This is a genomic window from Novosphingobium sp. BL-A-28-Hi1-0D (genome assembly GCF_055521755.1).
Genome location: NZ_CM145502.1, coordinates 735266 through 748317 on the forward strand (window position 1 = coordinate 735266; position 13052 = coordinate 748317).

The window sequence follows — 13052 nt, forward strand, 5'->3', positions numbered from 1 at the left end:
GCTCGCACTGCGTCACATGCATCGACAAGCTCAGCATGAGCGGGGTGGGATGGATTTCAGGATAAGAGATCGCAGATGACCGACCTGTTTTCGAAGTTCGACCCGCTGATCGAGCAGCGCCGTGCGCTGCTGGCAGGCGGGGTGGAAGACCCGTTCAACCTGGTGATGGAGCGGGTGATCAGCCCGACCGTGGCGGTGTGCAACGGGCGCGAGACGATCCTGCTCGGCACCTACAACTACATGGGCATGACGTTCGACCCCGATGTGATCGCTTCAGGCAAGCAGGCATTGGACGATTTCGGCTCGGGCACCACGGGCAGCCGCGTGCTCAACGGCACCTACGCCGGGCACCGCGCCTGCGAGGAAGCGCTCAAGGAGTTCTATGGCATGGACCATGCCATGGTGTTCTCCACCGGCTACCAAGCCAACCTCGGCATCATCAGCACTATCGCCGGCAAGGGTGACTACATCATCCTCGACATCGACAGCCACGCCTCGATCTGGGACGGCTGCAAGATGGGCGATGCCGAGGTGGTGCCATTCAAGCACAACGACATCGAGGCGATGGAAAAGCGCCTGAAGCGCGTGCCCGAAGGCGCAGGCAAGCTGGTGGTGCTCGAAGGCGTCTATTCGATGCTGGGCGATATCGCCCCGCTCAAGGAAATGATCCGCATCGCCAAGGAAAACGGCGCGATGGTGCTGGTGGACGAGGCGCACTCGATGGGCTTCATCGGCCCCAACGGGCGCGGCGTGGCAGAGGACCAGGGCTGCCTCGAGGACGTGGACTTCGTGATCGGCACGTTCTCGAAGTCGGTCGGCACGGTCGGCGGCTTCTGCGTTTCCAACCATCCCAAGTTCGAGATCATGCGGCTGGTGTGCCGTCCCTATGTGTTCACCGCCTCGCTTCCGCCGAGCGTGGTGCACACCGCGGCAACTTCGATCCGCAAGCTGATGCATGCAGGCAACAAGCGCGCGCATCTGTGGGAGAATTCCAAGACCCTGCACAAGGGTCTTCGCGACAAGGGCTTCCAGCTTGGCACCAGCGAGGCGCAGAGCGCGATCATCGCGGTGATCATGCCCGATCTGGAGCGCGGCGCGGCGATGTGGGAAGCGCTCCTGCATGAAGGGCTCTACGTGAACCTTGCGCGGCCACCGGCGACGCCTGCGGGCATGACGCTGCTGCGCTGCTCGCTGTGCGCCGAGCATTCGGCGGAGCAAGTGCAGACGATCATCGGCATGTTCGAACGCGCCGGGAAGGCCGTGGGGATCATCTGATGCGGTTGGCGCTGGCGATCCTTCTGACCGTGGCGGCGACGCCGGCACTGGCCCAGAACCGGGCCGCAGCGCCAACTTTCCCGCCACCATCGCCTCCGGTGCAACCGCCGGGCGACGGGATGATCGAGAAGCCCTGCCCGACCGAACCGGGCCTGTGGTTCGGGCATCCTTACGTCCGTCAGTATGACTGGGCGTGGGAGTGCCGCTATGCCGAAGCGGACAAGCAGATCGCACAGGCGCCGCGCGTGGTGTTCATCGGCGATTCGATCACCGAGAACTGGGTGGGTCTGGCGCCTTCGCTGTTCGTTTCCGGCGCGGTGGGTCGCGGGATCAGCGGGCAGACCAGCCCGCAGATCCTCGTGCGGTTCTATCAGGACGTGGTACGCCTGCGCCCCAAGGTCGTGCACATCATGATCGGCACCAACGATCTGGCCGGAAACACCGGGCCGAACAGCGCCGAGATGTACACCAACCATGTCGCCGCCATGGTCGACATGGCCAAGGCGAACGGCATCGGCGTGGTGATCGGCAGCATCCTTCCGGCAGCGAAGTTCCCGTGGAAGCCGAAGCTCTCGCCAGCAAGGCAGGTGGTGGCGCTAAACGGTTGGCTGAAGGACTATGCCAAAGCGCGCGGCGCGGTCTTTGCAGATTACCATTCGGCGCTGGTCAATGCCGAAGGCGGGATGAACCCCGACATCGCGCCTGACGGCATCCACCCCAACGCCAAGGGCTATGCGGTGATGGAGCCCATCGCCAAGGCGGCGATCGCCGAGGCCGAGAAGCTTGCTGCGAAGAAGCCTTGAGGCTTCATTCCGCCGACTGACGTTCCAGCCAGCGTGCGCGGATCACGTCGGAGCCTTCGCGGCTGCCGTCGTGGCTCCAGCCGGGTGCCCGGACCAGATAGGACAGCTTGTAGCGCAAGGGCGCGCACCAGAAGTCGCCAAGCATCCCGCGCCATTCGTGGAACGCGGCATGCAGCAGATGGAAGCTGCCGAGCTGCTTGACGATGCCGTAGCGGATCGCAAGGTCGTCGCGCTCGCGCTGGAAGGTGCGGAACAGGCGGTCCCAGACGATCAGCGCTCCGGCATAGTTGCGGTCGAGATAGAGCGGGTTCGTGGCGTGGTGGACGCGGTGGTGCGAAGGCGTGTTGAATACTGCCTCGAACCAGCGTGGCATGCGCCCGACAGTCTCGGTATGGATCCAGAACTGGTAGATCAGGTTCGCGCCGCCGACCGTGACCAGCATCGCCGGGTGGAACCCGATCAACGCGGGCCAGATGCGGAAGACGAAGGACAGCGCGAAAAAGCCGGTCCAGGTCTGCCGCAACGCGGTCGAGAGGTTGTAGTGCTGGCTTGAGTGGTGGTTCACGTGGCTCGCCCAGAACCAGCGGACGCGGTGGCCGGTGCGGTGGGCCCAGTAGTAGTTGAAATCGTCGAGCACAAAGCAGGCGATCCATGCCCACCACACGTTCGGCACGGTCAGGACGCGATGTTCGTAAAGCCACATCGCAGCGGCGAAGACCACGCTTGCGGTCAGCGCGCCCGCTACGGTGCTGCCGAGGCCAAGCGCGAGGCTGGTGAGCGTATCGCGCGGCTCGTACTTCTCGGGCGCGCGGCGGGCGGCCCAGATCATCTCGGCAAGCACGAGGATCACGAAGAACGGGACAGCGTAAGTAACGACGTCGATGGGTTTCATGCCGATGCCCCCAGGCGGCGCAGGCTGGCGGCCCAGACCTGGGCCTGCTCGCCAAGATCGAGCGTGATCGTGCCGAAGCGGCGATCGTCGGTGGTGATGGTGAGGAAGCGCCCGTCCAGCCTTACGCCAGCATGGCTGGTCAGCTCACGAGCGGCGAAATGGCTGCCGTGCTGGCGGATCAGCAGGACGCGGTTTGCGGCATCGCGGACAAGTGCGCCGATGCCCGCACGGTCGACGACAACAGCCTGCGCATCGAAACCGCAGATCGCATCTTCAGCAAGGGCGCGGGCCTCTTCGGGGCTGGCAATGCGCGGATCGCCGCCGAGACTCAGCCGCCGGGCGAGCCATGCCAGCACGAGGATCGCCACCAGCGAACCGAGCACCTGCAAGGCCTTGGCGACTGCCGGAAGCGCCAGAATCTGGGCCATATCGAAGCCCGAACTTTCCGTCACGTCTGCTTTGCCCCCTGCCTGCAGCCCTCAGCCTGCCTGCGCGGCCAGCATGTCGACCGTCGCGCGGATCGGGCTGATATCGTAGCCGGCTCCGGCAGCCTTGGTGGCGATCTCGTCGGGGCTGATGCCGGAGCGGGCCTGCGCGAGTGCCCAGAGCAGGGTCGAGCGGGTGCCGGAACGGCAATAGGCAAGAACCGGCTTATCGCCCGCTTTCGCCAGCGCCTGCTGCATCGCCTCGACTTGCGGCATCGAGAACCCGGCGTGACTGACTGGAATGGCGACATAATCGATCCCGGCGGCGCGCGCGGCGGCTTCGATGTCAGCCCCCGGGGTCTGGTCGTCCGATTCGCCTTCGGGGCGGTTGTTCACGATGAGCCCGATACCAAGCGCCTTGGCATAGGCCACTTCGGCCTCGCCGATCTGGGGGCTGGCGAAAGTCTTCTCGTCGATCTTGCGAAACATGAGGCCGCCTCCTGATTGTCGGGGTGCACAAAAACACCGAGTCCTGAACTGGATGGCAGGGCCAGCCAGCTATCCAGTCCAGTTCTGCCCAATGGGCAAGAGCGGCGCAATAGCGCTCAAATCGGCACAAAAGCCACAGTTTTCGGGACGAATTGTGGCGCGCTTGTCGATTCCGTTAGCGGTCGCGTTTTTTTGCTCTATAGTCTTGCCCGCAAAGGAGTGGCCCGGCGCCCTGAAGCCCGGAACCGATTCCTACGTCGCGCCGCCGGTTCCCGCGTCCGGCCAGCGGTGCCGTGAAGGTTGGGGCGGATTGAAGGTCTATTGATTTCTATGGGTTTTGACAGAGGGCGGCGCGGTCGCGGCAGAGACAAGCGCGACGGATTCGGCGACGAAGGCGGTTTTGATCCCTACGGCGGCGGCGGTGGCGGCTTTGGCGGCGGCGGTTTTGGTGACCGTGGCGGCTTCGGTGGCGGTGATCGTTTCGGCGGTGGCGGTGGTCGTGGCGGCTTTGGTGGCGGCGATCGCGGTGGCTTCGGCGGTGGTGATCGTGGCGGCTTTGGCGGCGGTGATCGCGGCGGCTTCGGCGGCGGCGGTGCCCGTGGCGGCGGTGGCGGCTTCGGCGGCGGTCGTGGCGGCGGCGGCGGCGGCGGCATGCCTGCCCAGGTTGTCGGTACCGGCAAGGGCGTCGTCAAGTTCTTCAACGGCCAGAAGGGCTTCGGCTTCATCTCGCGCGAAGACGGTGGTGAGGACGTGTTCGTCCACATCAGCGCCGTGGAACGCGCAGGTCTCGAAGGCCTGGCCGAAGGTCAGACGCTTGAATTCAACCTCGTCGATCGCGGCGGCAAGATTTCGGCTGCAGACCTTCAGGTCGTCGGCGATGTCATTCCCGTTGCTTCGAAGCCCGCAGCGCCGCAGCGTGAGCTGACCGGCGAAAAGGCTACCGGCACGGTCAAGTTCTTCAACGCGATGAAGGGCTTCGGCTTCATCACGCGTGACGACGGCCAGCCGGACGCGTTCGTGCACATCAGTGCCGTCGAACGTTCGGGCCTGCGCGAGCTGAATGAAGGCGACAAGCTGGAATTCGACCTTGAGGTCGATCGACGAGGCAAGCACTCGGCGGTCAACCTGGTGCCGATTCAGGGTTGATCCCGATTGCATCGCTTCCGGTAGTCTGACCGGCGGCCTGCAACCAAATACGCGCACAGATGGCGGTCCTTAGGGGCCGCCATTTGTCGTTTGTCGATTCCCCTTTTCCCATTCGGACTGCGCAGTATTATTGCGCAATCTCGTAACTTTCGAAACTGACAGGAGAGCACTATGTCGATCACCCCGCTGATGCCCGTGTACCCCCGGTGCGGCGTGCGTCCGGTGCGAGGCGAGCATTGCCACCTGATCTCCGAGGACGGCACCCGCTACCTCGATTTCGCCAGCGGCATCGCGGTGAACCTGCTCGGCCATTCGAACGAACACCTGATCGGCGCGATCCAACGCCAGGCGGCGACGCTGATGCACGTGTCGAACCTCTATGGCAGCCCGCAGGGCGAGCATCTGGCACAGCGGCTGGTCGATCTGACCTTTGCCGACACAGTGTTCTTCACCAATTCGGGGGCGGAAGCGGTCGAGTGTGCGATCAAGACTGCGCGCGCTTACCACTCGGCAGTGGGCAATGATCACAAGTACGAGCTGATCACCTTCAAGAACGCCTTCCATGGCCGCACGATGGCCACGATCAGCGCCTCCAACCAAGAGAAGATGCACAAGGGCTTCCTGCCCCTGCTCGAAGGCTTCAAGTACGTCGATTTCGACGACCTCGAAGGCGCCAAGGCAGCGATGGGTCCCAACACGGCAGGCTTCCTCGTCGAACCGATCCAGGGCGAAGGCGGCATCCGCGATGCCTCGGAAGAATTCCTGCAGGGCCTGCGCGCGCTGTGCGACGAGCATGACCTCGTGCTGATCTTCGACGAAGTGCAGTGCGGCGTTGCACGTACCGGCACGCTCTATGCCTACGAACAGTACGGCATCACGCCCGACGTCATGGCAACCGCCAAAGGCATCGGCGGCGGTTTCCCGATGGGCGCATGCCTTGCCACCGAGAAGGCGGCGCGCGGCATGGTCGCTGGCACGCATGGCAGCACTTATGGCGGCAACCCGCTGGCCATGGCAGCGGGCGAAGCCGTGCTCGACGTGGTCGCCAACGAGGAATTCCTCGGCGAAGTGCGCGCTAAGGGTGAGCGGCTGCGCGGACGCATCGAGCAGTTCATCGGCAACTACCCAGACCTGTTCATCGGCGTGCGCGGGCGCGGCCTGATGCTCGGCCTGATGATGAAGGTCGAGCCGCGTCCCTTCGTGGCGCACATGCGCGACAACCACCAGCTGCTGACCGTTTCGGCCGGCGACAACACCGTGCGCGTGATCCCGCCGCTGGTCATCGACGACAGCCACATCGACGAATTCATGGAGCGGCTCTCGGCTGCTGCCGCAAGCTATGCCCCGGAGGTGCCGGTTACGTGATCCAGAGGCATTTTCTCAACCTGACCGACGCGGGCGGCAACGCTGTCGCTGCGATGATCAACGATGCCATCGACCGCAAGGCAGCGCGCGCTGGCCTGCCGAAGGGCCAGCCGGATAGCGATGCGCCGCTGGCCGGGCGCGTGCTCGCCATGGTGTTCGAGAAGAACTCGACTCGCACCCGTGTGTCTTTCGACATCGCCATGCGCCAGCTTGGAGGATCGGCCCTGATCCTCGATGCGGGCACAACGCAGCTCGGCCGGGGCGAGACCATTGCCGATACCGCACGCGTGCTCAGCCGCATGGCCGATGCGATCATGCTGCGCACCGATGACCATGCCAAGGTCGAGGAACTGGCCCGCTATGCCAGCGTTCCGGTGATCAATGGCCTCACCGACCTGTCACACCCCTGCCAGATCATGGCGGACCTGCTGACCGTGATCGAGCATGGCAAGGCTCTTCCCGGGCTCGAGGTGGCGTGGCTGGGCGATGGCAACAACGTGCTCAACTCGATTGTCGAAGCAGCCGGCCTGATGAAGTTCAACGTCCGTATCGGCGTACCCGAGGGCTACGAAAGCGATGCCGGAATGATTGAGGCCGCGCAGCTTGCCGGGGCAAATATCAGAATCGTCCGCGACCCGGTCGAAGCGGTGCGCGGTGCCGACATGGTCGTCACCGACACATGGATCTCGATGGGGCAGGCCCATGCAGAAGCGAAGCTCGCCGCCATGGAGCCCTACCAGGTGAACGAGGCCCTGATGGCGCAGGCCAAGGCCGACGCCCTGTTCCTCCATTGCCTGCCTGCACACCGTGGCGAGGAAGTGACCGATGCGGTCATCGACGGGCCGCGCTCGGTGGTGTGGGACGAGGCGGAGAACCGCATCCACGCCCAGAAGTCGGTCCTGCGCTGGGCATTCGGCCAGATCTGAAGGACAAGACAGCCGTGAACGACATGGTACCCTCCACTGGTTTCGACCAGGTGATGCACTTTACCCTGCCCGACAGGAACGCGCGCGGGCGTGCGGTGCGGTTGGGGCCGGTGCTCGACACCATCCTGTCCGCCCATGCCTATCCGGCGCCGATCCGCCACCTGCTCGCCGAGGCGCTGGTGATCACCGCGCTGCTCGGATCGCTGCTCAAGGATCAGGAAGGCCAGCTGACCTTGCAGGCACAGACGCAGGACGGCGTGGTCGACCTGCTGGTCTGCGATTATCGCAATGGCGAGTTGCGCGGCTATATCCGCCACGACCGCGCGCGGCTTGATGAACTGGGGCCTGTGCCTTCTCTGTTCTCGCTGTTTGGCGAGGGCTATCTTGCGATTACCTTCGACCTTGCGACCAGCGGGCAACGTTATCAGGGCGTAGTTCCGCTTGAGGGGTCATCTCTGGCAGAGGCTTGCGAGAGCTACTTCTTCCAGTCGGAACAGGTGCCCACGCTGATCCGCGTCGCAGTTGAGACGACGCCCACGGGCTGCATCGCCGGAGGCCTGCTGCTCCAGCATCTTCCCGAAGGCGAGGAAGGGCGCGAGCGGCTCCATGTCCAACTGGACCATCCAGAGTGGGAGCACGTTTCGATACTGGGCGGATCTGTGAGGCAGGACGAACTGGTCGATCCTGCGCTCGACCTCGAAACCGTGGTCTGGCGCCTGTTCCACGAAGAACCCGAAATTCGCGCCGAGTCAGGCCTGCGCTTGTCGCGCGGATGCCGCTGCACCGCAGACTATTACCGCGAAGTGCTCTCGCGATTCGGCGCTGCGGAACGCGCCGAGATGGAGAACGAGGACGGGCTGATCGTGGTCGACTGCGCGTTCTGTTCGCGCAAGTTCGAGATCGACGTCCCCTGATTGCGGCCCATGGCGTGAAATGTGACAGCAATTTTCACACTTCAGCGCTGTCATGGGGCGTTTCATCGCAGGCCCGCCGGTGATATGATCAGACACAAGTGAGCAACGGCACAGACGCCGCTGCTTCCGGGTGCGAGAGAACGGCATGTCTTCAGGAGTTCGCCCTCTGCGCGGCACAGGCCGCGCCTGCGTCTTGGCCGTGATTGCGGGGGCAGGGTTCCTTGCGAGTTCCGGTCTCGCGCAAGGGCCTGCGCTTGCGATGCTGGACCGGCTCGAGCCGGGCCTTTGGGAAGTGCGCGCCCGAGACGAGGCCGATACCGTACAGATCTGCGTCGATAACGGGCGCAAGCTGATTCAGGTGCGACACCGCGGCGAAGCTTGCCGCCGTTTCGTCATCGATGATTCGCCGACGATGGTCACAGTGCAGTATACCTGCCCAGCAGGCGGCTATGGGCACACGCGGGTCAGGTTCGAGAATCCGCGTCTGGCCCAGCTCGAAACCCAAGGCATCGACAACGGCCTGCCATTCAATTTCGTTGCCGAAGCACGTCGGCTTGGCCCCTGCGGACGCTGAGCGGCCGCTGGTGACAGCAGCATAAAGTTACCCGCGAGACCATTGCATCGCGCAGGCCACGCGGCTAGCCCATTGGCAATGTTGCAAAGCCAGTCAGCACCCCAAGCCCCGCTCGCCGTTGTTCTACTATCGGGTGGGCTCGACTCGATGGTCTGCGCGGGCCTTGCAAAGGAGCAGGGCTTTCGCGTCCTTGCCTTGACGATCGACTATAACCAGCGTCACCGGGTGGAGCTTGATGCGGCCAAGGTCATCGCCGAGCGGATTGGCGTGGAGCGCCATGTGATCCTGCCGCTCGACTTGCGCCAGTTCGGGGGCTCCGCGCTGACCGCCGACATCGCGGTGCCCAAGGATGGCGTGGGGGATGACATTCCCGTCACCTATGTCCCGGCCCGCAATCTCGTGTTCCTGTCGCTCGCGTTGGCCTGGGCAGAAGCCGCAGGATCGAACGACCTGTTCATCGGCGTCAACGCCCTGGATTATTCGGGCTACCCGGATTGTCGGCCCGAGTTCGTGCAGGGCTTCGAGGGTCTTGCCCGTGTCGCCACGCGGGTCGGCAACGATGGCGGGACCGTGAAGGTGCATGCTCCGCTGCAGCACCTCAAGAAATCAGAGATCGCGCAGGAAGCAGCGCGACTGGGGCTCGAGGCCGGCCAGAGCTGGTCGTGCTACGATCCCCTTCCGGACGGGAGAGCCTGCGGCACCTGCGACAGTTGTCGCCTGAGGCGCGCAGGGTTTGAAGAGGCAGGCCTGCATGACGGAACCCGGTACGGCGAAGACTAGCGAAGACCCGGATCGAGACTCGTCTCGCCCCCATGCGCAGGAGGCCACCGCTTACAGCTGGTACGTGCTCGGCATTCTGGTGCTGGTCTATATCCTGAACTTCGTTGACCGGCAGATCCTCTCGATCCTCGCCAACGATATCAAGAAGGACCTGTCGCTCACCGACGCCGATCTGGGCTTCCTTTACGGAACCGCCTTTGCGGTGTTCTATTCGCTGTTCGGGATACCTCTGGGCCGACTGGCTGACAGCTGGCATCGCGTGCGGCTGATGAGCGTGGGCCTTGCCGTATGGTCGGTGATGACCGCAGTGTCGGGCCTTTCTCGCAGTGGAGCGCAATTGACGGCCGCCCGCATTGGCGTCGGCGTTGGTGAGGCAACCGCAAGCCCTGCCGCCTATTCGCTGATCTCGGACTATTTTCCCCAACGTCTGCGCGCGACCGCTCTGGCGATCTACTCTTCGGGTCTCTTCCTTGGCGGCGGTCTTTCGCTTCTGGTCGGCGGAATGGTGGTGGAGCGCTGGAACGCTGCGTACCCGATGGGTGGCCCTTTCGGGCTAATCGGCTGGCAAGCGGCGTTCATGGCGGTGGGGCTTCCCGGCGTTGCGCTTGCGCTCTGGGTAGCCACGTTGCGTGAGCCCATCCGGGGAGCGATCGATGGCTTGCCTACGCCGAGCAGCGAGCGGCCTTTCCGCGGCTTCTTCGCAGAGCTGCTCAATGTCATTCCACCACTGACCCTGATCGGTGCGGTTCGCCGAGGCCCCAAAGCTCTGGTCGCCAACCTGGCGGTTGCTGCCATGATTGGCCTCTCGGTTCAGGTGCTGACCATTCTTCTCGGCACATCGACACGCCAGCAGTGGATATTCCTCGGCGTGGGCATCTACGCCGTCTACAGCTGGGCAAGCGCGCTGCGGGCGCAGGACCTGCCGACCTTCCGGCTCATCTGGGCAACGCCGGCCTTCCTCTGCACGACGCTCGGATACGGCATGGTTGCATTTACCTCCTACGCGACGTCCTACTGGGCTGCGCCTTACGCCGAGCGGGTTTTCGACATCGACAAGGGACAGCTCGGCTGGTTCATCGGTGCTCCCGGTGCTCTTGCCGGATTCCTCGGCGTCATTCTTGGCGGGAGAATGGCCGACCACTTGCATCGCCGTTGGGCAGCAGGGCGGGTGATGGTCACGCTGTTCGGATTGCTGGCACCGATTCTGCCACTTGTTCTCGCCTTCAGCGCCGACAGTTTCGGGGCATTCGTGGCTCTACTGTTCGTGGCGCAGTCGATGTCGAGCAGCGCTCTAGGCGGAGCGGCCGCTACGAGCCAGGCGCTGGTCCTGCCGCGCATGCGCGGAACTGCAACGGCCACGTTCTTCCTGGCGACAACGCTTGTTGGCCTTGCACTCGGACCGTTCATGGCAGGCTATGTTTCAGCGACCCACGGAGACAATCTTGCCATGGGAGTCCTGTCGACGCTTGTGTCGGTACCCATCGGCCTCGTCCTGCTGGTGATCGCGATCAGGACCGTCCCGGCAGCGCAGGCGAGCCTCGACAGCCGCGCCCGCTCCGCCGGTGAGTCGATCTGACGGGTCAGGCCGGGCGGTTCAGCACGCCGCAGGCAATCCGGCCACCGCTGTTGCCGCTCGGGTCGGTCTTGTAGTCATCCGCGCTGGCGTGGGCGACTACGGCCGTTCCGTCGGCATCGAACAGGCTGGCGGCAACTTCTGCCGCGTTGCCGGCGAGCACGAAGCTTAGCGTTCCCTTGCCGTCGGCACCGACCGTGACATTGGGGAGATCGCCGAGGTGAGGACCGGCAGGGTTCATCGAACCGTGCTGGTGCGACGCAGGATTGAGATGGCCGCCTGCCGATGCAAAGGCCGGAGCCTCGCACTTGCCCGTCGTATGAAGATGGATGCCGTGATCGCCAGTACTCAGGCCGGTCACTTCTGCGACAAGTCGCATGACTGTGCCGGTTTGCTCGATCCGGGCCGTGCCAACAGACTTGCCCGTTCCATCAGCAAGATTGGCGGTGGCCAGAACCTTGGCACTATCAGCGGACTCTGTTGTCGCACACGCACCGAGAAGGGCAGTGCAGGCAAGCGGGAGAGCCGCAGCCAGTTTACTTGCAGCCTGGAATTTCATGATTGTCTCCATCAGCGTCATCGCGCTGCAAGCATAACGAAAAAGGGGCCGGATTGCTCCGACCCCTCGTTCGATTTCCGGCAAAGCCGAAGATTACATGCCCGAACCCGGACCGTAGGTGATTTCCACGCGACGGTTCTGGAGTTCGCGAACGCCATCCGCGGTCGGAACGCGCGGGTTGCTTTCGCCGAAGGCCTGGCTGGTGATCGAGCCATCGGGGATGCCGTGGGTGGTCAGGTAACCACGGACAGCCACGTTGCGGCGTTCCGAGAGAGCCTGGTTGTACTTCACGGTACCCGAACGGTCGGCATAACCTGCAAGCATGATCGGAACGCTTGCGCAGTTGCCATATGCGGTAACCGCATTGTCGAGGATCGTCGCTGCTTCCGGCGTGATGTCCGACTTATCCCAGTCGAAGAACACGATGTACGGACCCTTGTTGCAGACCGGAGCCGGCGGCGGGGGCGGGGGAGGAGGCGGCGGCGGGGGCGGCGGGGGCGGCGGGGGCGGCGGAGCCGCTTCCTCTACCGGTGCAGCGCCACCGAAGTTGTAGCTCAGCGTGCCGAGGATCGAGTGCGACCGGAAGCGGGTCTGCCCTGCACGGCCGTTGACGTCGACCAGATCGACCTTGTCGGCGTTGAAGAAGCGATACTTCAGACCAACGTCGACGTTGCTGCTGATTGGCGCGCGGATGCCGGCCAATGCCTGCCATGCAAAACCAGTGTCGGAATCGTTCAGGCCGAAGCCGCGACCATTGATGCCACCGCCGGCAGCGTTGGTGAAGAACTTGGTGCGGGCAACGCCGACACCACCGCCGACAAAGCCCTGAATGCCATCGTCAGGACCGAAATCCAGAAGACCGTTGACCATGAAGCTGAGCGCATCAGCGTGGCCCTGGGGGTTGTCAGCAAGGCCAGCGGGAAGGTCGACCGAGTCATTGTAAGCGCGGCGATAACCAACTTCGCTTTCCAGACGGAAACCGCCGAAGTCATAGCCGACGATACCGCCGAAGTCATACCCAGTGTGGGTGTTGATCGTGACCGGCGTGGTGCCAAAGACTGCATCAGCATCTTCAACAATCATCGCGCCGGCGTCGGCTTCGACGTACCAGGAGTCATCTCGTGCAAGCGCCGGAGATGCCAAGGCACTCGAGGCCAGGGCAAGGCCCAGGACCAGTTTCCGCATTATCGTTTCCCCTTTTAGCGACATCATGCCACGTCGTGCAGGTTGTCTACCGGTTCCAAAGTGGTCATGCAAGCGGACAAACACACCAAGTGTTGCACGAAAACAACGGATTGACTCCATTGTGCAGTGCAATTTCCTGTTGATTG

At 63.8% G+C, this 13052-nt stretch carries 14 protein-coding genes; 9 read left to right on the forward strand and 5 right to left on the reverse strand.

What is annotated here, in order from left to right:
- Window positions 1-75: 75 nt before the first annotated feature.
- Both spt and ACZ1JW_RS03715 read left to right on the forward strand, forming a co-directional pair.
- Entirely contained in the window at window positions 76-1275 is a 1200-nt protein-coding gene (spt, locus tag ACZ1JW_RS03710; RefSeq protein ID WP_465141993.1) for a serine palmitoyltransferase, read from the forward strand.
- Window positions 1275-2078, forward strand: a complete 804-nt coding sequence (locus ACZ1JW_RS03715; RefSeq protein WP_465141994.1) for a GDSL-type esterase/lipase family protein — start codon at window positions 1275-1277, stop codon at window positions 2076-2078. The genes spt and ACZ1JW_RS03715 overlap by 1 nt, the downstream gene beginning before the upstream one ends.
- A gap of 4 nt (window positions 2079-2082) precedes the next feature.
- Here ACZ1JW_RS03715 and ACZ1JW_RS03720 read toward each other — a convergent pair whose 3' ends face one another.
- From ACZ1JW_RS03720 to ACZ1JW_RS03730, 3 genes are read right to left on the reverse strand one after another with little or no spacing between them, the layout of a single operon-like run.
- Window positions 2083-2970 carry a sterol desaturase family protein gene (locus ACZ1JW_RS03720; protein ID WP_465124822.1) on the reverse strand — a complete coding sequence of 296 codons (888 nt, stop codon included), beginning with the start codon at window positions 2968-2970 and terminating at the stop codon, window positions 2083-2085.
- Window positions 2967-3422 (reverse strand): NUDIX hydrolase, encoded by a 456-nt coding sequence (locus ACZ1JW_RS03725; RefSeq protein ID WP_465141995.1) that lies wholly within the window; start codon window positions 3420-3422, stop codon window positions 2967-2969. Before ACZ1JW_RS03725 ends, ACZ1JW_RS03720 begins: the two co-directional genes overlap by 4 nt.
- 27 nt (window positions 3423-3449) lie before the next feature.
- Window positions 3450-3884: a protein tyrosine phosphatase family protein gene (locus tag ACZ1JW_RS03730; RefSeq protein WP_465124820.1), complete on the reverse strand. Its 435-nt coding sequence runs from the start codon at window positions 3882-3884 to the stop codon at window positions 3450-3452.
- Window positions 3885-4214: 330 nt separating this feature from the next.
- Between ACZ1JW_RS03730 and ACZ1JW_RS03735 the strand changes: the two genes are divergently transcribed.
- The 7 genes from ACZ1JW_RS03735 to ACZ1JW_RS03765 all read left to right on the forward strand — a co-directional run bounded on the left by ACZ1JW_RS03735 (window position 4215) and on the right by ACZ1JW_RS03765 (window position 11165).
- Entirely contained in the window at window positions 4215-5030 is an 816-nt protein-coding gene (locus ACZ1JW_RS03735; protein WP_465141996.1) for a cold-shock protein, read from the forward strand.
- A gap of 171 nt (window positions 5031-5201) precedes the next feature.
- Window positions 5202-6395: an acetylornithine transaminase gene (locus ACZ1JW_RS03740; protein ID WP_465141997.1), complete on the forward strand. Its 1194-nt coding sequence runs from the start codon at window positions 5202-5204 to the stop codon at window positions 6393-6395.
- Window positions 6395-7321, forward strand: a complete 927-nt coding sequence (argF, locus tag ACZ1JW_RS03745; protein ID WP_465142725.1) for an ornithine carbamoyltransferase — start codon at window positions 6395-6397, stop codon at window positions 7319-7321. Before ACZ1JW_RS03740 ends, argF begins: the two co-directional genes overlap by 1 nt.
- A 23-nt stretch (window positions 7322-7344) precedes the next feature.
- On the forward strand, window positions 7345-8235 hold the full coding sequence (hslO, locus tag ACZ1JW_RS03750; RefSeq protein ID WP_465126453.1) for an Hsp33 family molecular chaperone HslO: 891 nt from the start codon (window positions 7345-7347) through the stop codon (window positions 8233-8235).
- A 145-nt stretch (window positions 8236-8380) separates the two neighbouring features.
- Entirely contained in the window at window positions 8381-8809 is a 429-nt protein-coding gene (locus ACZ1JW_RS03755; RefSeq protein ID WP_465124817.1) for a DUF3617 domain-containing protein, read from the forward strand.
- A gap of 78 nt (window positions 8810-8887) precedes the next feature.
- A complete protein-coding gene (gene queC, locus ACZ1JW_RS03760; RefSeq protein ID WP_465124816.1) occupies window positions 8888-9589 on the forward strand; it encodes a 7-cyano-7-deazaguanine synthase QueC in 702 nt (233 codons plus the stop codon).
- Window positions 9561-11165, forward strand: a complete 1605-nt coding sequence (locus tag ACZ1JW_RS03765) for a spinster family MFS transporter (RefSeq protein ID WP_465124815.1) — start codon at window positions 9561-9563, stop codon at window positions 11163-11165. Before queC ends, ACZ1JW_RS03765 begins: the two co-directional genes overlap by 29 nt.
- Window positions 11166-11169: 4 nt before the next feature.
- Here ACZ1JW_RS03765 and ACZ1JW_RS03770 read toward each other — a convergent pair whose 3' ends face one another.
- Together ACZ1JW_RS03770 and ACZ1JW_RS03775 are read right to left on the reverse strand one after the other, a co-directional pair.
- Window positions 11170-11721, reverse strand: a complete 552-nt coding sequence (locus tag ACZ1JW_RS03770) for a superoxide dismutase family protein (RefSeq protein WP_465124814.1) — start codon at window positions 11719-11721, stop codon at window positions 11170-11172.
- 93 nt (window positions 11722-11814) lie between these two features.
- The gene (locus tag ACZ1JW_RS03775; protein WP_465124813.1) at window positions 11815-12906 is read right to left on the reverse strand and encodes an OmpA family protein; all 1092 of its coding nucleotides are present in this window, start codon (window positions 12904-12906) and stop codon (window positions 11815-11817) included.
- Window positions 12907-13052 lie beyond the last annotated feature (146 nt).

Excerpts from the sequence above, each read along its gene's own strand:
- ACZ1JW_RS03735 (WP_465141996.1), top strand. The coding sequence starts at position 4,215 with ATGGGTTTTGACAGAGGGCGGCGCGGTCGCGGCAGAGACAAGCGCGAC.
- spt (WP_465141993.1), top strand. The coding sequence starts at position 76 with ATGACCGACCTGTTTTCGAAGTTCGACCCGCTGATCGAGCAGCGCCGT.
- ACZ1JW_RS03720 (WP_465124822.1), bottom strand. The coding sequence starts at position 2,970 with ATGAAACCCATCGACGTCGTTACTTACGCTGTCCCGTTCTTCGTGATC.
- ACZ1JW_RS03740 (WP_465141997.1), top strand. The coding sequence starts at position 5,202 with ATGTCGATCACCCCGCTGATGCCCGTGTACCCCCGGTGCGGCGTGCGT.
- ACZ1JW_RS03755 (WP_465124817.1), top strand. The coding sequence starts at position 8,381 with ATGTCTTCAGGAGTTCGCCCTCTGCGCGGCACAGGCCGCGCCTGCGTC.
- hslO (WP_465126453.1), top strand. The coding sequence starts at position 7,345 with ATGGTACCCTCCACTGGTTTCGACCAGGTGATGCACTTTACCCTGCCC.
- ACZ1JW_RS03765 (WP_465124815.1), top strand. The coding sequence starts at position 9,561 with ATGACGGAACCCGGTACGGCGAAGACTAGCGAAGACCCGGATCGAGAC.
- ACZ1JW_RS03770 (WP_465124814.1), bottom strand. The coding sequence starts at position 11,721 with ATGAAATTCCAGGCTGCAAGTAAACTGGCTGCGGCTCTCCCGCTTGCC.
- ACZ1JW_RS03715 (WP_465141994.1), top strand. The coding sequence starts at position 1,275 with ATGCGGTTGGCGCTGGCGATCCTTCTGACCGTGGCGGCGACGCCGGCA.
- ACZ1JW_RS03730 (WP_465124820.1), bottom strand. The coding sequence starts at position 3,884 with ATGTTTCGCAAGATCGACGAGAAGACTTTCGCCAGCCCCCAGATCGGC.
- queC (WP_465124816.1), top strand. The coding sequence starts at position 8,888 with ATGTTGCAAAGCCAGTCAGCACCCCAAGCCCCGCTCGCCGTTGTTCTA.
- ACZ1JW_RS03775 (WP_465124813.1), bottom strand. The coding sequence starts at position 12,906 with ATGCGGAAACTGGTCCTGGGCCTTGCCCTGGCCTCGAGTGCCTTGGCA.